Source organism: Comamonas sp. SY3 (assembly GCF_041730275.1).
Taxonomy (GTDB): Bacteria; Pseudomonadota; Gammaproteobacteria; order Burkholderiales; family Burkholderiaceae_C; genus Comamonas; species Comamonas sediminis.
Map to the genome: position 1 here is coordinate 1 of NZ_JBGTYN010000037.1, position 21970 is coordinate 21970.

13 protein-coding genes and 5 pseudogenes are annotated in these 21970 nt (G+C 64.6%); 10 read left to right on the forward strand and 8 right to left on the reverse strand.

The features are described 5' to 3' along the window. The coding region (locus ACCQ08_RS25125; protein WP_373451309.1) for a DUF3363 domain-containing protein at positions 1 to 498 on the forward strand (498 nt) is incomplete at its 5' end. Between the two features lie 216 nt (positions 499 to 714). Next, positions 715 to 1929: a chloramphenicol/florfenicol efflux MFS transporter FloR gene (gene floR / locus ACCQ08_RS25130; protein ID WP_373451310.1), complete on the forward strand. Its 1215-nt coding sequence runs from the start codon at positions 715 to 717 to the stop codon at positions 1927 to 1929. A 165-nt stretch (positions 1930 to 2094) separates the two neighbouring features. Here floR and ACCQ08_RS25135 read toward each other — a convergent pair whose 3' ends face one another. Then, positions 2095 to 4980, reverse strand: a complete 2886-nt coding sequence (locus tag ACCQ08_RS25135; protein WP_006473469.1) for a Tn3 family transposase — start codon at positions 4978 to 4980, stop codon at positions 2095 to 2097. Positions 4981 to 5105: 125 nt separating this feature from the next. On the opposite strand from ACCQ08_RS25135, the gene ACCQ08_RS25140 reads away from it, so the two are divergent. The 4 genes and pseudogenes from ACCQ08_RS25140 to ACCQ08_RS25155 all read left to right on the forward strand — a co-directional run. Then, positions 5106 to 5720: a recombinase family protein gene (locus ACCQ08_RS25140; protein ID WP_000904906.1), complete on the forward strand. Its 615-nt coding sequence runs from the start codon at positions 5106 to 5108 to the stop codon at positions 5718 to 5720. A gap of 65 nt (positions 5721 to 5785) precedes the next feature. Then, positions 5786 to 6589 carry an aminoglycoside O-phosphotransferase APH(3'')-Ib gene (aph(3'')-Ib, locus tag ACCQ08_RS25145; RefSeq protein WP_001082319.1) on the forward strand — a complete coding sequence of 268 codons (804 nt, stop codon included), beginning with the start codon at positions 5786 to 5788 and terminating at the stop codon, positions 6587 to 6589. Beyond that, positions 6589 to 7425, forward strand: a complete 837-nt coding sequence (locus tag ACCQ08_RS25150) for an aminoglycoside O-phosphotransferase APH(6)-Id (RefSeq protein ID WP_000480968.1) — start codon at positions 6589 to 6591, stop codon at positions 7423 to 7425. The genes aph(3'')-Ib and ACCQ08_RS25150 overlap by 1 nt, the downstream gene beginning before the upstream one ends. Before the next feature lie 105 nt (positions 7426 to 7530). Further along, positions 7531 to 7614, forward strand: a pseudogene (locus ACCQ08_RS25155) (DUF3363 domain-containing protein); the annotation flags it as partial. On the opposite strand, the gene tetR(G) reads toward ACCQ08_RS25155, so the two are convergent. Further along, positions 7611 to 8237 (reverse strand): tetracycline resistance transcriptional repressor TetR(G), encoded by a 627-nt coding sequence (gene tetR(G), locus ACCQ08_RS25160; protein WP_000163574.1) that lies wholly within the window; start codon positions 8235 to 8237, stop codon positions 7611 to 7613. The pseudogene ACCQ08_RS25155 and the gene tetR(G) overlap by 4 nt on opposite strands. A gap of 103 nt (positions 8238 to 8340) precedes the next feature. On the opposite strand from tetR(G), the pseudogene ACCQ08_RS25165 reads away from it, so the two are divergent. The 4 genes and pseudogenes from ACCQ08_RS25165 to oprZ all read left to right on the forward strand — a co-directional run. Next, positions 8341 to 8991: pseudogene (locus tag ACCQ08_RS25165) on the forward strand (MFS transporter); the annotation flags it as partial. 87 nt (positions 8992 to 9078) lie between these two features. After that, complete coding sequence (locus ACCQ08_RS25170) at positions 9079 to 10290, forward strand: MexX/AxyX family multidrug efflux RND transporter periplasmic adaptor subunit (protein WP_054065465.1); 1212 nt, start codon at positions 9079 to 9081, stop codon at positions 10288 to 10290. A 6-nt stretch (positions 10291 to 10296) separates the two neighbouring features. After that, positions 10297 to 13434 (forward strand): multidrug efflux RND transporter permease subunit, encoded by a 3138-nt coding sequence (locus ACCQ08_RS25175; RefSeq protein ID WP_054065466.1) that lies wholly within the window; start codon positions 10297 to 10299, stop codon positions 13432 to 13434. Beyond that, the gene (oprZ, locus tag ACCQ08_RS25180) at positions 13431 to 14828 is read left to right on the forward strand and encodes a multidrug efflux RND transporter outer membrane subunit OprZ (RefSeq protein ID WP_054065467.1); all 1398 of its coding nucleotides are present in this window, start codon (positions 13431 to 13433) and stop codon (positions 14826 to 14828) included. The genes ACCQ08_RS25175 and oprZ overlap by 4 nt, the downstream gene beginning before the upstream one ends. A gap of 72 nt (positions 14829 to 14900) precedes the next feature. On the opposite strand, the gene ACCQ08_RS25185 is transcribed toward oprZ, so the two are convergent. The 6 genes and pseudogenes from ACCQ08_RS25185 to intI1 form a co-directional block, all read right to left on the reverse strand. Continuing rightward, on the reverse strand, positions 14901 to 15554 hold the full coding sequence (locus ACCQ08_RS25185) for a metalloregulator ArsR/SmtB family transcription factor (RefSeq protein WP_054065468.1): 654 nt from the start codon (positions 15552 to 15554) through the stop codon (positions 14901 to 14903). A gap of 53 nt (positions 15555 to 15607) precedes the next feature. After that, positions 15608 to 17050, reverse strand: a complete 1443-nt coding sequence (locus ACCQ08_RS25190) for an efflux transporter outer membrane subunit (RefSeq protein ID WP_054065469.1) — start codon at positions 17048 to 17050, stop codon at positions 15608 to 15610. 15 nt (positions 17051 to 17065) lie between these two features. Further along, positions 17066 to 19330, reverse strand: a pseudogene (locus ACCQ08_RS25195) (efflux RND transporter permease subunit); the annotation flags it as partial. Between the two features lie 243 nt (positions 19331 to 19573). Continuing rightward, a complete protein-coding gene (locus ACCQ08_RS25200; protein ID WP_054065470.1) occupies positions 19574 to 20872 on the reverse strand; it encodes an IS91 family transposase in 1299 nt (432 codons plus the stop codon). Positions 20873 to 21146: 274 nt separating this feature from the next. Next, positions 21147 to 21497 (reverse strand): annotated as a pseudogene (locus tag ACCQ08_RS25205) (TCP-1/cpn60 chaperonin family protein); the annotation flags it as partial. Positions 21498 to 21500: 3 nt separating this feature from the next. Continuing rightward, positions 21501 to 21800: pseudogene (gene intI1, locus ACCQ08_RS25210) on the reverse strand (class 1 integron integrase IntI1); the annotation flags it as partial. Positions 21801 to 21970: the final 170 nt, after the last annotated feature.

The window sequence follows — 21970 nt, forward strand, 5'->3', positions numbered from 1 at the left end:
GCCTTGCGACGGAGCGGGGTCGCTGCCGACCGGCTCATCCTCGATCCGGGGATGGACCGGCGATTGGTCCATGGCGAGACGGCCGACCTTGCGCCAACCGGCTTCGGGCAACAAGTCCGCGAAGCCATGGACCAGCGCCGCGAGCACCATATCGAACAGGGCGACGCCACCCGCAGCCGGGACAGCCGCGTCTTCTACCGGCGCAACCTTCTCGCCATCCTGCGGGAGCGCGAGGTAGCCGGCGTCGGATCGGATATGGCTTTGAGTAAGGGCCTGCCGTTCCGCGCCGCCACGGACGGCGAGAGCGTCAGCGGCAAGTTTACCGGAACCGTGCATCTATCGAGCGGCAAGTTCGCCGTGGTCGAGAAATCCCATGAGTTCACCCTTGTCCCGTGGCGGCCGATCATCGACCGCCAACTCGGCCGCGAGGTTATGGGCATCGTGCAGGGCGGGTCGGTGTCGTGGCAGTTAGGGCGGCAGAGGGGGCTGGAACGCTGAGTGCGCCCATGCCGCATTGCGAAGCAAAAGATAATCGGATAAAATGTAGCAATTCATATTCGTAAGCGTGGAGTAATCAGATGGGAAATTCCAAGTCAGCAGACAAGTAAGCCGCAACAACCAGTATTGTTGTTGCGGCGCTCTGTAAGGCTAGTCTCATCTGATTGCTGACGAGCAGACGTCGCCCGGTATTCCTTAATCGAGGGTTGATTCGTCATGACCACCACACGCCCCGCGTGGGCCTATACGCTGCCGGCAGCACTGCTGCTGATGGCTCCTTTCGACATCCTCGCTTCACTGGCGATGGATATTTATCTCCCTGTCGTTCCAGCGATGCCCGGCATCCTGAACACGACGCCCGCTATGATCCAACTCACGTTGAGCCTCTATATGGTGATGCTCGGCGTGGGCCAGGTGATTTTTGGTCCGCTCTCAGACAGAATCGGGCGACGGCCAATTCTACTTGCGGGCGCAACGGCTTTCGTCATTGCGTCTCTGGGAGCAGCTTGGTCTTCAACTGCACCGGCCTTTGTCGCTTTCCGTCTACTTCAAGCAGTGGGCGCGTCGGCCATGCTGGTGGCGACGTTCGCGACGGTTCGCGACGTTTATGCCAACCGTCCTGAGGGTGTCGTCATCTACGGCCTTTTCAGTTCGATGCTGGCGTTCGTGCCTGCGCTCGGCCCTATCGCCGGAGCATTGATCGGCGAGTTCTTGGGATGGCAGGCGATATTCATTACTTTGGCTATACTGGCGATGCTCGCACTCCTAAATGCGGGTTTCAGGTGGCACGAAACCCGCCCTCTGGATCAAGTCAAGACGCGCCGATCTGTCTTGCCGATCTTCGCGAGTCCGGCTTTTTGGGTTTACACTGTCGGCTTTAGCGCCGGTATGGGCACCTTCTTCGTCTTCTTCTCGACGGCTCCCCGTGTGCTCATAGGCCAAGCGGAATATTCCGAGATCGGATTCAGCTTTGCCTTCGCCACTGTCGCGCTTGTAATGATCGTGACAACCCGTTTCGCGAAGTCCTTTGTCGCCAGATGGGGCATCGCAGGATGCGTGGCGCGTGGGATGGCGTTGCTTGTTTGCGGAGCGGTCCTGTTGGGGATCGGCGAACTTTACGGCTCGCCGTCATTCCTCACCTTCATCCTACCGATGTGGGTTGTCGCGGTCGGCATTGTCTTCACGGTGTCCGTTACCGCCAACGGCGCACTTGCGCAGTTCGACGACATCGCTGGATCAGCGGTTGCGTTCTACTTCTGCATCCAAAGCCTGATAGTCAGTATCGTCGGGACATTGGCGGTGACGCTGTTAAACGGCGATACAGCGTGGCCCGTGATTTGTTACGCCACGGCAATGGCAGTGCTGGTGTCGTTGGGGCTGGCGCTCCTTCGATCCCGTGATGCTGCCACCGAGAAGTCGCCAGTCGTCTAGCCGACGACTGGAAGCAAGCCCGCTCCGATGCGGCGCAATAATCTTCGAAACCTCGTGAATGGCGGTATCCTGTCTGGCAAGATACCGCTCATTTCCCTTGTCCCGTGGCGGCCGGTCATCGACCGCCAGCTCGGGGTCGTTTGCGGGAGGGGGCGGAATCCTACGCTAAGGCTTTGGCCAGCGATATTCTCCGGTGAGATTGATGTGTTCCCATCCGAGCGGCGAAACATGGGCCAAGAGATCGGGCGATAGCAGCTTTCCATCGCGTTTCTGGTTTGCAACGACCTCGCCGAGCTTCATGGTGTTCCAGAAGATGATGATGGCGGCGAGCAGATTCATGCCGGCGATGCGGTAATGCTGGCCTTCGGCGGAACGGTCGCGGATTTCACCGCGGCGGTGGAAGCTGATTGCCCGCTTCAGCGCATGATGAGCTTCGCCTTTGTTGAGCCCGATCTGGGCACGCCGTTGGAGTTCGGCATCCAGAATCCAGTCGATCATGAACAGGGTGCGCTCGACGCGACCGACTTCCCGCAGGGCTGTCGCGAGCTCGTTCTGCCGCGGATAGGAGGCGAGTTTCCGCAGAATCTGGCTTGGCGCGACGGTCCCGGCAGCAATGGTGGCGGCGATGCGCAGGGTGTCGGGCCAATTGCGCTCGATCATGGCTTGGTTGACCTTTCCGCCGATCAACGCTCGCAGGTGCGCCGGGGCGGCCGACGGATTGAACGCGTAGAGCCGTTTGGATGGCAGGTCGCGGATGCGCGGAGCGAACCGGTAGCCGAGAATGGCACATGCGGCAAAGACGTGATCGGTGAAGCCGCCCGTGTCGGTGAACTGCTCGCGGATATGGCGTCCAGCATCGTTCATCAGCAGGCCATCGAGGATGTAAGGCGCTTCGCTTGCCGTTGCAGGAATCACCTGGGTTGCGAACGGCGCATATTGGTCGGAGACGTGGCTATAGGCTTTCAGGCCCGGGGTATTGCCATATTTCGCGTTGACCAGGTTCATGGCCTCACCTTGCTCTGTAGCGACGAAGAACTGTCCGTCGCTCGAAGCCGACGTGCCCATGCCCCAGAACCGGGCCATGGGTAACGCTGCCTGTGCCTCGACCACCATGGCCAGCGCCCGGTCATAGGCTTCGCCCTCGACATGCCACCGTCCAATGCGGATCAATTCCCAGAAGGTGTGGGTGTTTGTCGCATCCGCCATTTTGCGCAAGCCGAGGTTGATCCCTTCCGCCAAGATAACGTTCATTAGCCCGATCCGGTCAGCGCAGGGTGCTCCTGTGCGCAGATGGGTGAACGCTTCGGTGAAGCCGGTCGCCGCATCCACCTCCAGCAGGAGATCGGTGATGCGCGTGGGCGGGATCTGCTTGTAGAGATCGAGCACCAGATCTTCGGCGCCTGTCGGCGCGGCGGCTTCGAGTTTCTCGATATGCAGAACGCCGTTTTCAATCGACCCGCCCGGGATCGTGCCTGCGCGAGCGGCACGGCCAAGCTCGCGCAACCGCATGTCGAGGCGAGCTTGCCGGTCTGCCAGCCATTCCTCCGGCCGCAATGGCACAGCGAGACGACCGCCTTCCGCGATGGCTTGTGCCGGAACGAGTGCGTGTTTCAGATCGCCATAGCGCCGGGACCTAGTAAGCCAGACATCTCCGGAGCGGAACGCATCGCGCAGATGGAACAGCACCGCGATCTCCCATAGGCGAGCGTCGCCAGCCCTCTGGGCCCGAAGGTGGCGATGCCATTTCGAGCTGGGCCGCAAGAAGCTGGTCATCGCGGCATCGTTCAAACCGGTACGAAGGGCCGTCACCGCTTCCAGAAGCGGCAGTGCAACGGGCGCAGCTCGCAGATCGAGCAGGCGCAACATGCGTGGAGCGTATCGGCGGAAGCGGTGATAACCGTCGAGCACATGGTTGAGCGGATCGTCGGCCATGGTGGCGGTGAGCCTGGTTGCCATTGCAACAAGGGTTTTGAAGCCGTCCCACCCTGATCCGCTCGCGATGACGTCGCCCAGCGGCTGGCCATCATCCTGTGCATCGACCAGGGCGCCCCCGATCTCGGCGAAGGATTTCAGGGTGTCACGCACCACCCCCGCTTCGTCTGCGACCTTTGCATGGCAAATACGCTCCGAAGCACGGTAGAGACGGCCGACGATCCGGTCGTGGGTTTCGACCACTGCGTCGGCCAACATCGCCTGCCATTCCGAGACGCAAACAGCCAAGATCGCAAGCCGCCTGTCCTCCGGGAGATCGCGCATGCCGTCGGCATAATACCGTTCACCCTGCCTGCGCAGACGAGTCACCCGATGGGCAGGAACGCCGGCAAGCAGATCCTCGGGGAGATCGACGCGTTGCAGATATTCGAGCCGGTCGAGCAGCCGGTTGGCCGACGAAGAGTTCGAGCCAGGCTCGAACTGGCGCAGCCACACAAAACGGGTCACCCGATCATCAGCCGTCTCCTCGAGCAATGCCAGCAACTGTTCTCGGATCGACATAGGCAGACGAATGGCGATCCTCGTCTCGATGCGTCGCTCGGCATCGACGAGAGCCGCGGCACAAAGCCGCTCGATCGTGGATGTCGCGGGAAGGACAGTGCGGGTGCGTCGGCACTCGGCTACGAAGCGACGGGCGATATCCTCGTTCGACACCGCCATCTCGGCTTCTCGGAACAACCATTCCTTCAGCTCGCTCGCACCACGTCCGGAGAAGGTGCGGAAGCCGTAGAGCCCCCGTAACTCGGCAAGATGCTCGTGCCGTGTTTCCTCGCGGGCAGCATAGTCTACGAGATCGTCGGCACCCAGGCCAAGCTGCGCTCCGATAAATTCGATGACCTCTGCAGGGATCAGTTCGCCTGGAGCCAGCACCCGGCCGGGATAGCGCAGGACACACAATTGCAGGGCGAAGCCGAACCTGTTGTGAGCGCGCCGACGCAGCCTGATATGCCCAAGGTCTTCATCACTCAGCGTATAGTGCTTGAGCAAATCCGTCTGTGAAGTCGGCAAGCGCAACAGCGCGTCTTTCTGCCGATCGGTTAGAGTGACGCGACGCGGCATACATGTTCCTTTTTCAAAATCTGATAGCGTTCAAGACGCTTTGTTTATGAAGCTGGTTGAGATACATTTCCAGAGGTCAATGCAATCGTGGCCGAAGCGCCGCCTCAAACCAACGTTTGTGATACATGCTGATCGGATATGCCCGCGTCTCCAAAGCCGATGGCTCGCAGTCTCTCGACCTGCAGCACGACGCCTTGCGCGCCGCAGGTGTCGAACGGGACAATATCTATGATGATCTTGCTTCCGGCGGTCGTGATGATCGCCCTGGCTTGACTGCCTGCCTCAAGTCATTGCGTGACGGCGATGTGCTGGTGGTCTGGAAGCTCGATCGCCTCGGACGATCGCTTGCCCATCTGGTCAACACGGTGAAGGAGCTGTCAGACCGCAAGATCGGCCTGCGGGTTCTGACTGGAAAGGGCGCTCAGATCGACACCACGACTGCGTCCGGTCGCATGGTGTTCGGAATCTTCGCCACCTTGGCCGAGTTCGAGCGGGATCTGATCCGAGAGCGCACCATGGCGGGTCTCGCCTCCGCGAGAGCGCGCGGTCGCAAGGGCGGACGAAAATTCGCGCTCACCAAAGCTCAGGTGCGTCTCGCGCAAGCCGCCATGGCCCAGCGCGATACTTCAGTTTCCGATCTCTGCAAGGAACTCGGCATCGAGCGCGTCACTCTCTACCGATATGTCGGTCCCAAAGGCGAGCTCAGAGACCATGGAAAGCATGTTCTCGGACTTACGTAGCAACTCGTTTCTTTTCGCAGGTTGAGCCACCTCCGCGCTTCATCAGAAAACTGAAGGAACCTCCATTGAATCGAACTAATATTTTTTTTGGTGAATCGCATTCTGACTGGTTGCCTGTCAGAGGCGGAGAATCTGGTGATTTTGTTTTTCGACGTGGTGACGGGCATGCCTTCGCGAAAATCGCACCTGCTTCCCGCCGCGGTGAGCTCGCTGGAGAGCGTGACCGCCTCATTTGGCTCAAAGGTCGAGGTGTGGCTTGCCCCGAGGTGATCAACTGGCAGGAGGAACAGGAGGGTGCATGCTTGGTGATAACGGCAATTCCGGGAGTACCGGCGGCTGATCTGTCTGGAGCGGATTTGCTCAAAGCGTGGCCGTCAATGGGGCAGCAACTTGGCGCTGTTCACAGCCTATCGGTTGATCAATGTCCGTTTGAGCGCAGGCTGTCGCGAATGTTCGGACGCGCCGTTGATGTGGTGTCCCGCAATGCCGTCAATCCCGACTTCTTACCGGACGAGGACAAGAGTACGCCGCAGCTCGATCTTTTGGCTCGTGTCGAACGAGAGCTACCGGTGCGGCTCGACCAAGAGCGCACCGATATGGTTGTTTGCCATGGTGATCCCTGCATGCCGAACTTCATGGTGGACCCTAAAACTCTTCAATGCACGGGTCTGATCGACCTTGGGCGGCTCGGAACAGCAGATCGCTATGCCGATTTGGCACTCATGATTGCTAACGCCGAAGAGAACTGGGCAGCGCCAGATGAAGCAGAGCGCGCCTTCGCTGTCCTATTCAATGTATTGGGGATCGAAGCCCCCGACCGCGAACGCCTTGCCTTCTATCTGCGATTGGACCCTCTGACTTGGGGTTGATGTTCATGCCGCCTGTTTTTCCTGCTCATTGGCACGTTTCGCAACCTGTTCTCATTGCGGACACCTTTTCCAGCCTCGTTTGGAAAGTTTCATTGCCAGACGGGACTCCTGCAATCGTCAAGGGATTGAAACCTATAGAAGACATTGCTGATGAACTGCGCGGGGCCGACTATCTGGTATGGCGCAATGGGAGGGGAGCAGTCCGGTTGCTCGGTCGTGAGAACAATCTGATGTTGCTCGAATATGCCGGGGAGCGAATGCTCTCTCACATCGTTGCCGAGCACGGCGACTACCAGGCGACCGAAATTGCAGCGGAACTAATGGCGAAGCTGTATGCCGCATCTGAGGAACCCCTGCCTTCTGCCCTTCTCCCGATCCGGGATCGCTTTGCAGCTTTGTTTCAGCGGGCGCGCGATGATCAAAACGCAGGTTGTCAAACTGACTACGTCCACGCGGCGATTATAGCCGATCAAATGATGAGCAATGCCTCGGAACTGCGTGGGCTACATGGCGATCTGCATCATGAAAACATCATGTTCTCCAGTCGCGGCTGGCTGGTGATAGATCCCGTCGGTCTGGTCGGTGAAGTGGGCTTTGGCGCCGCCAATATGTTCTACGATCCGGCTGACAGAGACGACCTTTGTCTCGATCCTAGACGCATTGCACAGATGGCGGACGCATTCTCTCGTGCGCTGGACGTCGATCCGCGTCGCCTGCTCGACCAGGCGTACGCTTATGGGTGCCTTTCCGCAGCTTGGAACGCGGATGGAGAAGAGGAGCAACGCGATCTAGCTATCGCGGCCGCGATCAAGCAGGTGCGACAGACGTCATACTAGATATCAAGCGACTTCTCCTATCCCCTGGGAACACATCAATCTCACCGGAGAATATCGCTGGCCAAAGCCTTAGCGTAGGATTCCGCCCCTTCCCGCAAACGACCCCAGCTCGGCCGTGAGGTCATGGGCATCGTGCAAAGCGGATCGGTGTCGTGGCAGTTGGGGCGGCAAAGGGGCATAAGCCTCTAATCTGTTGTAGATGAACGCAGCCGCTCGAAACCAGCGATGAGGCTGTCGAGTCCGAAGTTGAACGCAGCATCCATGCCGTCTGTTTCCAACTCGTGAAACAGATCGTGCAGGAAGGACGACGGTGCTTGCTCGGACACATCTGGCCTGTCCGGAACTCTCTCATCGGCATCAGATGCCTGCTGCTCGAGAACGGAACCGACCACATAGTGACTGACCGCCCGGAGCGCCCAAACGGCGCGCTTCGGACAAAAGCCCTCCGCGCAGAGAAAGCGTATTTGCGTCTCGGCGGTGCCAAAATTCGGTTCTGTCGGTCGAGTGCCGGCATGGATACGCGCGCCGTCCCGATAAGAGAGCAACGCCGTTCTGAAGCTCAGGGCATTCTCTTTCAGGAACACCCGCCAGTCCTCATTCTCTTCGGGTAGCGAGCGGGTATGGCGTTCCGCCAGCATCGCCTCGGCGAGCGCATCAAGCAGCGCTCGCTTGTTCTGGAAATGCCAGTAAAGCGCAGGCTGCTGAACCTTGAGGCGTTCAGCGAGCTTCCGCGTCGTCAGGCTGTCCATGCCAACCTCGTTCAACAGCTCTAGCGCCGCCGCGATCACGGTGCCCTTGTCCAGTTTGGTCATTCACGTTCCTTCGCCAGTGCTTGACAATTTATCACCGATAAGTTATATTTCCATCTCCTTATCGTTGATAAAGTCGCTCCATTGAGCGGCGCTGGAGTTTCAGGTGCGCAGCTCTGCCATCATTGCCCTGCTGATCGTGGGTCTTGACGCCATGGGTCTCGGCCTCATCATGCCCGTCCTTCCGACGCTTCTGCGTGAGCTTGTGCCAGCAGAGCAGGTCGCTGGACACTATGGTGCCTTGCTGTCGCTCTATGCATTGATGCAGGTCGTCTTCGCGCCCATGCTTGGACAGCTTTCGGATTCTTACGGTCGGCGTCCGGTACTTCTGGCTTCTCTTGCAGGAGCCGCAGTCGATTACACGATTATGGCATCAGCGCCGGTCTTATGGGTGCTCTATATCGGCCGACTCGTGTCCGGCGTCACGGGCGCAACCGGAGCTGTAGCAGCCTCAACCATTGCCGATTCGACGGGGGAAGGTTCTCGCGCACGCTGGTTCGGCTACATGGGGGCCTGTTATGGGGCGGGCATGATTGCCGGGCCAGCACTTGGTGGCATGCTCGGTGGTATCTCTGCTCATGCCCCGTTTATCGCCGCCGCCCTTCTCAACGGGTTCGCGTTCCTGCTTGCCTGCATTTTCCTCAAGGAGACTCATCACAGCCATGGCGGGACCGGAAAGCCGGTTCGCATCAAACCATTCGTTCTGTTACGGCTGGATGATGCATTGCGCGGGCTAGGTGCGCTTTTCGCAGTTTTCTTAAATGATAGACTCGCTTCCCCACCGGGAAAGTCGGCGCCTTTCCCCACCACGGCCCCCTGCGGCCACACCACGACAATTTTAAAAATGAAGCAAAGAGTCTCTCTACGCACGCTCGCCCTTTTATCCGTAGTAGTTCTTATTACTGGTTGCTCGAAGCCGGAAGCCCAGCAAGCCGCCCAGGAACCCGCCGAGGTCGGCGTCATCGTCGCGGCGGCCACGCCCACCAGCGTCGCCACCGAACTGCCGGGCCGGCTGGAACCCTATCGCGAGGCCGAGGTGCGCGCCCGCGTGGCGGGCATCGTCACCGCGCGCCTGTACGAGGAAGGCCAGGACGTGGCGCGCGGCGCCGCCCTGTTCCAGATCGATCCCGCCCCCTTGCAGGCCGCCTACGATTCCGAAGCCGCCAACCTGGCGCGGGCGCAGGCGAACCTGTCCGCCGCCGCCGACAAGCTGCGCCGCTACGCGGACCTGGTGTCGGACCGCGCCATCAGCGAACGCGACCACGCCGAAAGCGTGGCACAGGAACGCCAGGCCCGGGCCGAGGTCGCCCTGGCCCGCGCCAACCTGCAAAGCGCCAAGCTGAAGCTGGACTACGCCCGCGTCACCTCGCCCATCGACGGGCGGGCGCGGCGCGCGCTGGTGACGGAAGGCGCGCTGGTCGGCGAAGGCCAGGCCACGCCGCTGACGGTGGTGCAGCAGATCGATCCCATCTACGTGAACTTCGCGCAGCCCGCCGCCGAGGTGATGCAGCTGCAGAAGCAGATCCGCGCCGGCGCCCTGGAAAGCGTGGCGCCGGACCAGGTTCGGGTGCGGCTGCTGCTGCCTGACGGTTCCGAGTACGCGCGCGGCGGCACGCTGTCGTTTGCCGACCTGGCGGTCGATCCGGGCACGGACAACGTCACCATGCGGGCGCTGTTCGAGAACCCGGGCCGCGACCTGCTGCCGGGCATGTACGTGCGGGTGCGGCTGGAGCAGGCGATCAATCGCGACACCTACCTGGTTCCGCGCAACGCCCTGCTGCGCAACGCCGAAGGCGCGCACGTGCTGGCCGCCGGGCCGGACGGCGAACTGAAGAAGATCGCCGTCACGGCGCATCGGCTGCAGGGCGCCAACTGGATCGTCACGCAGGGACTGGCGGGCGGCGAGCGCATCGTCGTCGAGAACGCCGCGCACCTGGCCGCGGGCCAGAAAATCAAACCGGTGGAACGGGCCGCGCCCAGCGCGCAGGCCGCCGCCGCAGAAAATCCCGAGGCCGGCGTCCAGGCAAGGACGGCCGCCGAGGGCAAAAAAGGATAAACCGCAATGGCGCGTTTTTTTATCGATCGCCCGGTCTTCGCCTGGGTGATCTCGCTACTGATCGTGCTGGTCGGCATCCTGTCGATCCGCGCGTTGCCGGTGGCTCAGTATCCCGACATCGCTCCGCCGGTGGTCAACGTCGGCGCCAGCTATCCCGGCGCCTCGGCCAAGGTGGTCGAAGAGGCCGTCACCGCCATCATCGAACGCGAGATGAACGGCGCCCCGGGGCTGATGTACACCTCGTCCAGCAGCGATTCGACGGGCTGGGCCAGCATCAACCTGACCTTCAAGCAAGGCACCAATCCGGACCTGGCGGCCGTGGAAGTGCAGAACCGCCTGAAGGCGGTGGAGCCGCGCCTGCCCGAATCGGTGCGTCGCGACGGCGTGCGCGTGGAGAAGGCGGCCGACAACATCCAGCTGGTGGTGTCGCTGAAATCGGACGGCAGCCTGGACGACATCCAGCTGGGCGAGCTGGCCGCCTCCAACGTGCTGCAGGCCCTGCGCCGCGTGGAAGGCGTGGGCAAGGTGCAATCCTTCGGCGCCGAAGCCGCCATGCGCATCTGGCCCGATCCGGCCAAGCTGACGGCCATGTCCCTGACCCCGGGCGACATCGTCACGGCCCTGCGCAGCCATAACGCGCGGGTCACCATCGGCGAACTCGGCAACCAGGCCGTGCCCAAGGACGCCCCGCTGAACGCCAGCATCGTCGCCGGCGAATCCCTGCGCACGCCCGAGCAGTTCGGCAACATCCCGCTGCGCGCGCAGCCGGACGGCGCCACGCTGCGCCTGAAGGACGTGGCCCGGGTCGAGCTGGGCGGCACCGACTATATGTACCTGTCGCGCGTCAACGGCATGACCGGCACCGGCCTGGGCATCAAGCTGGCGCCCGGGTCGAACGCGGTGGAAACCACCAAGCGCATCCGCGCCACGATGCAGGAGCTGGCCCAGTACTTCCCGCCGGGGGTGACCTGGGACATTCCGTACGAGACCTCCACCTTCGTGGAGATCTCCATCAAGAAGGTGCTGATGACGCTGCTGGAAGCCGTGGCCCTGGTGTTCTGCGTGATGTACCTGTTCATGCAGAACTTCCGCGCCACGCTCATTCCGACGCTGGTCGTGCCCGTGGCCCTGCTGGGCACGCTGGGCGTGATGCTGGGCCTGGGCTATTCCATCAACGTGCTGACGATGTTCGGCATGGTGCTGGCCATCGGCATCCTGGTGGACGACGCCATCGTCGTGGTGGAGAACGTCGAGCGCATCATGGCCGAGGAAGGCCTGCCGCCGCGCGAGGCCACGGTGAAGGCCATGGGCCAGATCAGCGGCGCCATCGTGGGCATCACGGTGGTGCTGGTGTCGGTGTTCGTGCCCATGGCCTTCTTCGACGGCGCGGTGGGCAACATCTACCGCCAGTTCGCGGTGACGCTGGCCGTGTCGATCGCGTTCTCGGCCTTCCTGGCGCTGTCGCTGACGCCGGCGCTGTGCGCCAGCATGCTCAAGCCCATCGCCGCGGGCCACCACGAGAAGCGCGGCTTCTTCGGCTGGTTCAACCGGGCCTTCGCGCGCCTGACCACGCGCTATACGGCGCGGGTCTCGGGCGTGCTGGCGCGGCCAGTGCGCTTCGGCCTGGCCTACCTGGCGGTGATCGCCGCGGTGGCGCTGCTGTTCGCGCGCCTGCCCTCCTCCTTCCTGCCGGACGAGGACCAGGGCAGCTTCATGGCCATGGTCATCCTGCCCCAGGGCTCGCCGCAGGCCGAGACCATGGCGATGGTGAAGGAGGTCGAGCGCTACATGATGGAGCACGAGCCCGTCGCATACGTTTATTCGGTCAACGGCTTCAGCAACTACGGCAGCGGACCGAACTCGGCCATGTTCTTCGTCACGCTGAAGGACTGGAAGCAGCGCGGCGCCGCCGACCTGCACGTGAATGCGGTGGTCGAACGCATCAACGCCGCCTTCGCCGACCGCAAGAACGTCATGGTGCACGCGCTGAACTCGCCGCCGCTGCCCGACCTGGGCTCCACCTCCGGCTTCGACTTCCGCCTGCAGGACCGCGGCGGCCTGGGCTACGAGGCCCTGACCCAGGCCCGCCAGCAGCTGCTGGCGGCGGCGGCCAAGCATCCCGCGCTCACCGAGGTCGTCTTCGCCGGCCAGGAAGACGCCCCCCAGCTGCAGCTGTTCGTCGACCGCGACAAGGCCCAGGCCATGGGCGTGACGATCGACGAGATCAACACGGCGCTGGCGGTGATGTATGGATCGGACTACATCGGCGACTTCATGCTCAACGGCCAGGTGCGGCGCGTGACCGTGCAGGCCGACGGCAAGAGCCGCGTCAAGGTGGACGACGTGTCGCGCCTGCACGTGCGCAACCTGCAGGGCCAGATGGTGCCGCTGTCCGCCTTCGCCACCCTGACGTGGTCGATGGGGCCGCCGCAGCTCAACCGCTACAACGGCTTCCCTTCGTTCACGATCAACGGCTCGGCGGCGCCGGGTCACAGCAGCGGCGAAGCCATGCGCGCCATGGAAGCCCTGGCGGCCGACCTGCCGCGCGGCATCGGCTTCGACTGGTCGGGCCAGTCCTACGAGGAACGGCTGTCCGGCAACCAGGCGCCCGTGCTGTTCGCGCTGTCGGTGCTGGTGGTGTTCCTGGCGCTGGCCGCGCTGTATGAAAGCTGGTCCATCCCGCTGGCGGTGATCCTGGTGGTGCCGCTGGGCGTGATCGGCGCGGTGCTGGGGGTGACGTTGCGCGGCATGCCCAACGACATCTACTTCAAGGTCGGCCTCATCGCCACCATCGGGCTGTCGGCCAAGAACGCGATCCTGATCGTGGAAGTGGCCAAGGACCTGGTGCGCGACGGCCAGGGCATCGTGTCCGCCACCCTGGAGGCGGCAAGGCTGCGGCTGCGCCCCATCGTGATGACCTCGCTGGCCTTCGGCGTGGGCGTGCTGCCCCTGGCGCTGGCCACCGGCGCGGCCTCGGGCGCCCAGGCCGCGATCGGCACGGGCGTGCTGGGCGGCATCATCACCGCGACGGTGCTGGCCATCTTCCTGGTGCCGCTGTTCTTTCTCATCGTGGGCCGCGTGCTGGGCACGCGCGTCCGCCCCTTGCGTCCGCAAGGCCGCGAAACGCTGGAGACCTCGCCATGAAGGCTATGGCAATGACCCTGCTTGCGCTGGCCCTGGCCGGCTGCTCGCTGGCCCCCAAGTACGAACGCCCGGCCGCGCCGGTCCCGCAGGCCTATGACACGCCCGCCGCCGAAGGCCTGGCGGCCATGCCGCAGGATTGGCGCGGCTACTTCAACGACCCGGCGCTGCAAGCCTGGATCGAAGCCGCGCTGAAGAACAACCGCAACCTGCGGGTGGCGGCGCTCCGCATCCAGGAAGCGCGCGCGCTCTATGGCGTGCAACAGGCCGACCGCCTGCCGTCCATCGACGGCGTGGGCGAGTACAGCCGCGGCCGCGACGCCGAACCCGGCCAGCCGCGCATGCCCGTGGCGGACCGCTACCGCGCCGCCGTCGGCATTTCCGCGTTCGAGCTGGATTTCTTCGGCCGCGTGAAAAGCCTGAGCGACGCCGCCTTGTCGCGCTACCTGGCCAGCGAGGAGGCGCACCGCGCCGCCACGCTGTCGCTGGTCTCGGAAACGGCGACGGCCTATTTCAACCAGCGCTCGCTGGCCGAGCAGTTGCGCCTGACCGAGAGCACCCTGGCGGTGCGCGAGGCCTCGCTCAAACTCACGCAGCGCCGCTATGACGCTGGATTGGAAACGGCCGTGGGACTGCGCACCGCGCAGATGCTGGTGGAGTCGTCGCGCGCCACGCACGCCGAGCTGAGCCGCGAGTACCGCCAGGCCGTGCATACGCTGGGCCTGCTGGCGGGCGACTTTTCCCTGCCGCCCGACGCCGACGCCGTCACGCTGGAAAGCCAAAGCCTGACGCCGCTGGCGGCCGGCCTGCCGTCCACGCTGCTGGTCCGGCGCCCGGACCTGCGCCAAGCCGAAGACACGCTGCGCGCCGCCAACGCCGACATCGGCGCGGCGCGCGCGGCGTTCTTTCCGTCGGTGCAGCTGACGACGGACATCGGCACCACCGCCGGCAGCTTCTCGGACCTGTTCGGTTCAGGCACGGGCACCTGGAGCTTCGTGCCCAAGCTGACGCTGCCCATCTTCAACGCCGGGCGCAACAGCGCCAACCTGTCGCTGGCCGAAACGCGCAAGGACATCGCGGTGGCGCAGTACGAAGGCAGCATCCAGCAAGCCTTCCGCGAAGTGGCCGACGCCCTGTCCGCGCGCGACACGCTGCGCGCCCAGATCGACGCCCAGCGCAAGGTCCGCGACGCCGACCGCGACCGCCAGCGCCTGACCGAAAGACGCTACGAACGCGGCGTGGCCAGCTACCTGGAAATGCTGGAAGCGCAGCGCAGCCTGTTCGAATCCGAGCAGGAGTTCATCCGGCTGCAACAGCGCCGGCTGGTCAATGCGGTGGAGTTGTACAAGGCCTTGGGAGGCTGGGAACAGGCGGACCCGCCGGGCATTTCCGGTTGATGCGCTGGCGGGCTACGCGCGCCGCAGGCCGGAATTCCTGTTCCGGCCTTTCGACGCGGCCCCATCCCGCCGTCAGCTTTTCTCGATGCGATAGGCGCAGCGGCGCGCGCCCGCAAGGATATGCTCTTCGCGCCGCACCTGGACCTCGTCGCCCAGCACCTTGTGGAAGAGTTCCAGCTCGCTGCGGCAAAAGCCCATACAGGCTTTGGCCGCGGAGCAGATCGGGCAATGGTTCTCGATGAAGAGATAGTCCTTGCCGTCCTTGCGCAGCTCGGCCATGTAGCCTTCCGCGGACCGCACTTCCACCAGCCGCTCCAGCCTTTCCTTGAGGCTGCGGGCGCCTTGCATGGCCTGGCGGTAGCCGTTCAGCATGGCCGTCTCGCGCGCCTGGATCAGCTTTTCGACGCCATCCTCGCCGAACACCTGGCGGATGGCGCCTATCATCTGCACCGTCATTTCGGCATGCGTGTCCGGAAAGCGCCCATGCCCCGCTTCCGTCAGGAACCAGATCTGCGTAGGCCGGCCCCGGCCCGCGCTCTGGCTTTCCGAATCTACCAATCCCTCGGCATGCAGGCGGGCCATCTGCTGGCGCACGGCCTCGGCCGTCACGTCCATGGCCTTGGCGATGACCGCGACCGATTGCGGGCCGCGCGTCTTCAGGGTCATGAGCACGCGGTCCGCCGGTTGATGCTGCCAGGCGACGGGATGGGACGGGCTGTCGGACATGGATGTGGGGTCTCCGGATAGGTGCCTATGGTGCCACGAACCGCGCCTGGCGGTCAGCCGGCGGCCGCTTGCGGCGCCGCCTCGGGCGCTTCCCAGCCGCCGCCCAGCGCCTTGTACAGCGCGATCAGGCGGGTATAGGACTCGGTCTCGGCGACGGCCACGGCGTCCTGGGCGCGCAAAAGCGTACGCTGCGCGTCCAGCACCGTCAAATACGGCGCGCTGCCTTCGCGGTAGCGCAGCTGCGCCAGCTCCGCCGCCCTGCCGCTATGCACGGCGGCCTGCGCCAGGCTGCCCAACCGCTGCTGCGTCTGACCGTATTCCGTCAGCGCCGACTCCAGCTCCTCGACCGCGCGCAGCACGGTCTGCTCGTAGCTGGCGACGGCGCCATCGGAGCGCGCCACCGCGCCGCGCTTGCGCGCCAGTGCCGTCGGCAGGTGGAAGGCGGGCCAATTGGCATTGGCCGCGACGCTGAAGGCGCGGCTGGCCGACGAACCGAAATCCGCGCCGCGCAAGGCGACGAAGCCCAGGAAGCCGCCCAGGTCTATGCGCGGGTACAGCTCGGCGGTCGCCACCCCCACGTCGGCGTTGGCGGCGGCCATGTTGCGTTCGGCCGCCAGCACGTCGGGGCGGCGCGACAGCAAGGCGCTCACGTCGCCGATCGGCAGACGGGTGTCCAGCGGCGGCAGCACCCTGTCCCCGTCCAGTTCGCCCAGCTCCACCGGCCGCAGGCCCGCCAGCACCGCGATCCGGTACTGCGCCAGCCGCCGGGCGGCGATCTGCACCGGCACGCTGGCCTGCACGGTCTCCAGCTCGGCGCGCGCGCTGGCCAGATCGCCCTCGTCACCGCGGCCGGCCGTCACCATGGCCTGGATCACGCGCAGGCTGTCGCGCTGGCTGTCCAGGTTGGCGCGCGCCACCGCCAGGCGCTGCTCCGCGCCGCGCAGTTCGAAATAGTTGCGCGCCACTTCTGCGGCCACCACGATGCGGGTCTGGGCCAGGTCGGCGGCCTGCGCTTCGCTGCGCGCGGCCGCGCCTTCCGCCGCCCGGCGCAGCCGGCCGAACAGGTCCAGCTCCCAGGTGGCGTCGAAGCCCGCCCGGTAGCTCTGCGCCAGGTTGCGCTGGCCGGCGCCGGCGTTGGCCTGGGACAGACTGCGCTCATAGCCTCCGCCCAAAGTGACCGCCGGCAGCTGGTCCAGCTGCTTCTCGTCCAGCGCCGCGCGCGATTCGGCCAGCCGCGCCTGCGCGATGCGTATGTCCAGATTGCGGGCCAGCGCCAGTTCGATCAGGCGGTCCAGCTGCGGGTCCTGCAATTGCTTCCACCAGTCGCGCTGCAGCCGGTCGGCGGAGAAGCGGGCCTGCTCGGGGCTGGCCAGCGTCACCGGCGCGGATTGGGGCTTGTGGTAGTCGGGGCCGACGGCGCAGCCCGCGGCGGCCAGCGCCGCCAGCAGTACCACGGCGCCGCGGCGCAGACGTTGGGATAGTTGGGAATTCTTCATGATCGTTTCCTTCGGCTAGGCGGCGGCGCCCGGCACGGCGGCGTCCTCTGCCTGGGCCAGCGCCAACTCCTTGGCGCGTGGCGTGTCGTGCGCCGCGCGGTGGTCGCGGGCGAACACGGTGTAGACGGTGGGCAGCACGAACAGCGTGAACAGCGTGCCGACCAGCAGCCCCACCACAATGACGAGGCCCAGGCTGTAGCGGCTGTGCGCGCCCGCGCCGCTGGCGAACAGCAACGGGATCAGGCCCATGACCATGGCGGCGGTCGTCATCAGGATGGGGCGCAGGCGGATGCGGGCGGCCTGCTCCATCGCGGCGCGCCGGTCCAGCCCGTGGCTGACCTGCATCTCGTTGGCGAACTCCACCATCAGGATGCCGTGCTTGCTGATCAGGCCGATCAGCGTCACCAGCCCGATCTGGGTATAGATGTTGACGGTCGCCATGCCCAGCGCCAGCGGGATCAGCGCGCCGCAGATCGACATGGGCACGCTCACCAGGATGATGAAGGGATCGCGCAGGCTCTCGTACTGCGCGGCCAGCACCAGGTAGATCACGATGATGGCGAAGATGAAGGTGATCATCAGCGCCGAGCCTTCCTGGCTGTACTGGCGCGCATCGGACTGCCAGTCGTAGCTGAAGCCGGCGGGCAGGAACCTGGCCTGTTTGGTCAGAAACTGCACCGCGTCGCCCATGGTGACGCCCGGCATGGGGATGGCCTGGAAGGTGGCGGCGTTGAGCTGGTTGAACTGGGTCAGCTTGTTCGGCTCCACGCCCATGGACACCGTCACGATGTTCGACAGAGGCACCTGCTCGCCGCTGGCGCTCTTGACGTAGTAGCGCGCCAGCGATTCGGGCGAGATGCGCTGTTGGCGCAGGCTTTGCGGAATCACGTCATAGGAGCGCCCGTCCATGCCGAAGCGGTTGACGTAGTTTTCGCCCACCAGCACCGCCAGGGTGTCGCCGATGGCCTTCATGGTGACGCCCAGGCTGTTGGCCTTGGCGCGGTCCACCTTCAGCTGCACCACCGGGTTGTTGTAGTCCAGGTCGCTGTCGACCACCATGAACAGCCCGCTTTCGCGCGCCGCCTTCTTCAAGCCTTCCATGGCCTCGTAGACCACGGGGTAGTCCGACGCGCTCATGATGACCATCTGCACCGGCAGCCCGCCGGTGGAACCCGGCAGGGACGGCAGCTGGAAGGCGAAGATGTTGCTGCCTTCGACCTGGTTCACCATGGATTGCATGTCGGCCTGGATCTGGTCGGCCGAACGCTGGCGCTTTTCCCAGGGCACGAAGTCCACGCCGCCGATGCTGTTGGACACGCCGTCGGAGCCGTTGATCAGCCAGCGCCCCTGCTGCTCGGGCAGGGTCTTCATCACGTCGTCCCACTTGCGGCCGAACTTCTCCACATAGTCGATATTGGCGTGCTGCGGCGACTTGATCGCGGTCAGCACGGTGGACTGGTCTTCCACCGGCGCCAGTTCGCGCTGCGCGGCGTTGTACAGGAACGGCACGCTGGCCAGCACCGCCACGGCGAGCAGGCCGGTGACCCAGCGGTGATGCAGCGAAACATCCAGCAAGCGGCCATAGGCATCGCCCAGACGTCCGAAGAAATGCTCGGCGCGGCGCGCCATCCAGCCTTCGGAGACGCGGCTGTTCAGCAGGAAGGAACTCATCACCGGCGACAGGGTCAGCGCGATGACGCCGGACACGACCACCGCCCCGGCCAGGGTGAAGGCGAATTCCTTGAACAGCGAACCGGTAAGCCCGCCCATCAGGCCGATGGGCGCATAGACGGCCGCCAGCGTGATCGTCATGGCGATCACCGGTCCCGCCACCTCGCGCGCGCCGATGAGGGCCGCGCGCACGGGCGATTTGCCCTCTTCGATGTGCCGGTGCACGTTTTCCACCACGACGATGGCGTCGTCCACCACCAGGCCGATGGCCAGCACCATGGCCAGCAGGGTCAGCAGGTTCACGCTGAAGCCGAACAAGGCCATGATGGCCGCGCCGCCCAGCATGGACAGCGGTATGGTCAGCACCGGAATGAGCACGGCGCGCAACGACCCCAGGCACAGGAAGATCACCGCCACCACGATGACGATGGCTTCGATCAGCGTATGCACCACGCCGTCGATGGAGGCGCTGATGAAGCGCGCCAGCTCGAACGGCACCTGCACGCTAGTGCCCGGCGGCAGGTTCTGCTTGATGTTGGGCAGCAGCTCGTTCAGGCGCTTGACGATGACCAGCGGATTGCCCACCGGCGTGGCGTTCAGCCCGAAGTGCGTATAGGAAGTTCAAACGCCCTTTTCGGGCAGTCTGCTGGGTAGGCGGCGGTCGCGCAAGCCCCGTTTTGGGCACGGATCGGACGTCTGTGAGTGGGATTTCGGCATCGCGGGGCCACGCAGCGGCGTTGTCAGCAGCCATGCTTCGCTGATTCCCGACAGCGGGCCGAGCGCCGCCCTGCGGATCGTGGCCGCATCGGCTCGGATTCCGGTTTCGCCGTCGGCTGTGCAGCCGGCAGATCGTCACGCGGCTTGCACTGGCGGCGCGCGCGCTGCGGGCCTGTAGTGCGCTTCTTCCCGCGCGCCGTGCTTCTCGAAGTGGGCGAGGATGGCGCGGATGGCGGTGGGTTCCTCGATGCTGGCGACGATCCGCACGGTGCCACCGCAGTGGACGCAGGCGGTGACGTCGATGGAAAAGACCCGCTTGAGAGGGACCAGCGCCGCCAGCTTGGCGATGAAATCCACCGGATCCCATTCCACATGCGTGGTGCCATTGCGCCACGGGGTCTTGAGCTGGTAACGCACCCTGCCCTGGAGCGCTATCGACAGCCGCTTCTCGCTGATCGCCGGGCGCGTGATGTAGCGGCACAGCTTTTCCAGCTTGTGGCTTTCGTGTGCTTCGGCCGCCACGCCGGCATGCAGTGAGAAGCCGCCGACCTTGCCGGCTTCGCCCTCCAGCGAACCGGCGTCACCGGGCAGCGTTTGCAGCGTGACGACCTTGCAGCCAGCGTCGCGGCCGGTGGCGATGCGGTAGGTGATCGAACTCATCCGCAGCCCATCCATGCTGTCGTCGCCTGCAGCGCTGTCTGCCAGGAAGGCCGATTCGCCCTCCCCTTCGAGCCAGCCTTTGCGCGTCAGGTGCCGACACACCCGGTGCGCGATGGTAGCTGCCAGCTGGGTCAACTGCGCGGTGGTGGGCGCACGGGCGCGGTGCAGGCGCAGTTCGCGCCGCGGCAGCTCGGTGGCTTCCACGTACACGCCGTCGAGCCACAGCATGTGGAAGTGGATGTTCAGGTTCAGCGCGCTGCCGAAACGCTGGATCAGCGTCACCGCGCCGCACTGGGCGCTGGCGCGGTCGATGCCGGCTTGATCGGCCAACCAGCCGGCGATCACGCGCTGCACGATGCCCAGCACCGGGCCAATGGCTTCTGGCTTGCTGGCGAACAGGAAACGCAAGGGGTACGGAAAGCTCAGCACCCATTGCCGCACAGGCCGCGGGCCGAACACCTCCTCGACCAGGTGCCGCGCACTCTCGGCCATGCGTCGCGCGCCGCAACTCGGGCAGAACCCGCGCTTCTTGCAGGAGAAGGCCACCAGCCTCTCTGCACGGCAGTGCTCGCACACCACCCGCAGGAAGCCGTGCTCGAGTACGCCGCAACGCAGGTAGGCATCGAACGCCTCGCGGACATACCCGGGCAGCGAGCGGCCCTCCGCTTCGATCCGTGCAATGAAGTCCGGGTAGTGCGCCTCTACCAACGCGTACAGCAGCGTGCGCTCGGGCGCGTGGCGCGCGTACCGCGAACCGGTGTGGGCGGACGGCAGTGGCGCGCATCCCGCGGCTTGCCGCCGGGATGTGGCGAGGCGCGGCACGCAGCGCTCCGGTGCGGGGACGGCTGCTCAGTGTTGCGCCTGTGTTCGCACGTTCGTATCGGTGCGTTCTGATCTTCGCGTCAGACATTGCCGCGGCGCGGGCACAACAAAAAGCCCGGCATCGCTGCCGGGCTCCGGCCCCGTCCTTGGGGCCTTGATGTCGGGTCGTTGCCGGGATCGGACCGCGCTGGCGCGGTCCGGTTCCCTGACGACCGGGCCAACCGGATCAGAAATCCATGCCGCCCATGCCGCCCATACCGCCAGCACCCGGCATGGCCGGCTCTTCCTTCTTCGGCACTTCGGCCACGACCACTTCGGTCGTGATCGCAAGGCCGGCGACGGAAGCGGCGTGCTGCAGGGCCGAGCGGGTCACCTTGGTCGGGTCCAGGATGCCCATGGCGATCATGTCGCCGAACTCGCCGGTGGCGGCGTTGTAGCCGTAGCTGCCTTCGCCGGCCTTGACGTTGGCCACGATCACGCTCGGTTCTTCACCGGCGTTGGCCACGATGGCGCGCAGCGGGGCTTCCAGCGCACGGCGGGTGATGGCGATGCCCAGGTTCTGGTCTTCGTTGATGCCCTGCCAGGGCAGATCCGTGCACAGCACCTTGCCGTAGAAGAACAGCAAGGCCGCCAATGCCTGACGATGCGTGGAGACCGAAACCTTGCGCTCGTTCGCCAGCCAGGACAGAAATGCCTCGACTTCGCTGCTGCCCAAGGTTGCCGGGTGACGCACACCGTGGAAACGGATGAAGGCACGAACCCAGTGGACATAAGCCTGTTCGGTTGGTAAGCTGTAATGCAAGTAGCGTATGCGCTCACGCAACTGGTCCAGAACCTTGACCGAACGCAGCGGTGGTAACGGCGCAGTGGCGGTTTTCATGGCTTGTTATGACTGTTTTTTTGTACAGTCTATGCCTCGGGCATCCAAGCAGCAAGCGCGTTACGCCGTGGGTCGATGTTTGATGTTATGGAGCAGCAACGATGTTACGCAGCAGGGTGACGGTGTTCGGCATTCTGAATCTCACCGAGGACTCCTTCTTCGATGAGAGC

Bases quoted from the DNA above. Each gene is read 5' to 3' on its own strand.
- floR (WP_373451310.1), top strand. From the start codon at position 715: ATGACCACCACACGCCCCGCGTGGGCCTATACGCTGCCGGCAGCACTG.
- ACCQ08_RS25135 (WP_006473469.1), bottom strand. From the start codon at position 4,980: ATGCCGCGTCGCGTCACTCTAACCGATCGGCAGAAAGACGCGCTGTTG.
- ACCQ08_RS25140 (WP_000904906.1), top strand. From the start codon at position 5,106: ATGCTGATCGGATATGCCCGCGTCTCCAAAGCCGATGGCTCGCAGTCT.
- ACCQ08_RS25150 (WP_000480968.1), top strand. From the start codon at position 6,589: ATGTTCATGCCGCCTGTTTTTCCTGCTCATTGGCACGTTTCGCAACCT.
- ACCQ08_RS25170 (WP_054065465.1), top strand. From the start codon at position 9,079: ATGAAGCAAAGAGTCTCTCTACGCACGCTCGCCCTTTTATCCGTAGTA.
- ACCQ08_RS25175 (WP_054065466.1), top strand. From the start codon at position 10,297: ATGGCGCGTTTTTTTATCGATCGCCCGGTCTTCGCCTGGGTGATCTCG.
- oprZ (WP_054065467.1), top strand. From the start codon at position 13,431: ATGAAGGCTATGGCAATGACCCTGCTTGCGCTGGCCCTGGCCGGCTGC.
- ACCQ08_RS25185 (WP_054065468.1), bottom strand. From the start codon at position 15,554: ATGTCCGACAGCCCGTCCCATCCCGTCGCCTGGCAGCATCAACCGGCG.
- ACCQ08_RS25190 (WP_054065469.1), bottom strand. From the start codon at position 17,050: ATGAAGAATTCCCAACTATCCCAACGTCTGCGCCGCGGCGCCGTGGTA.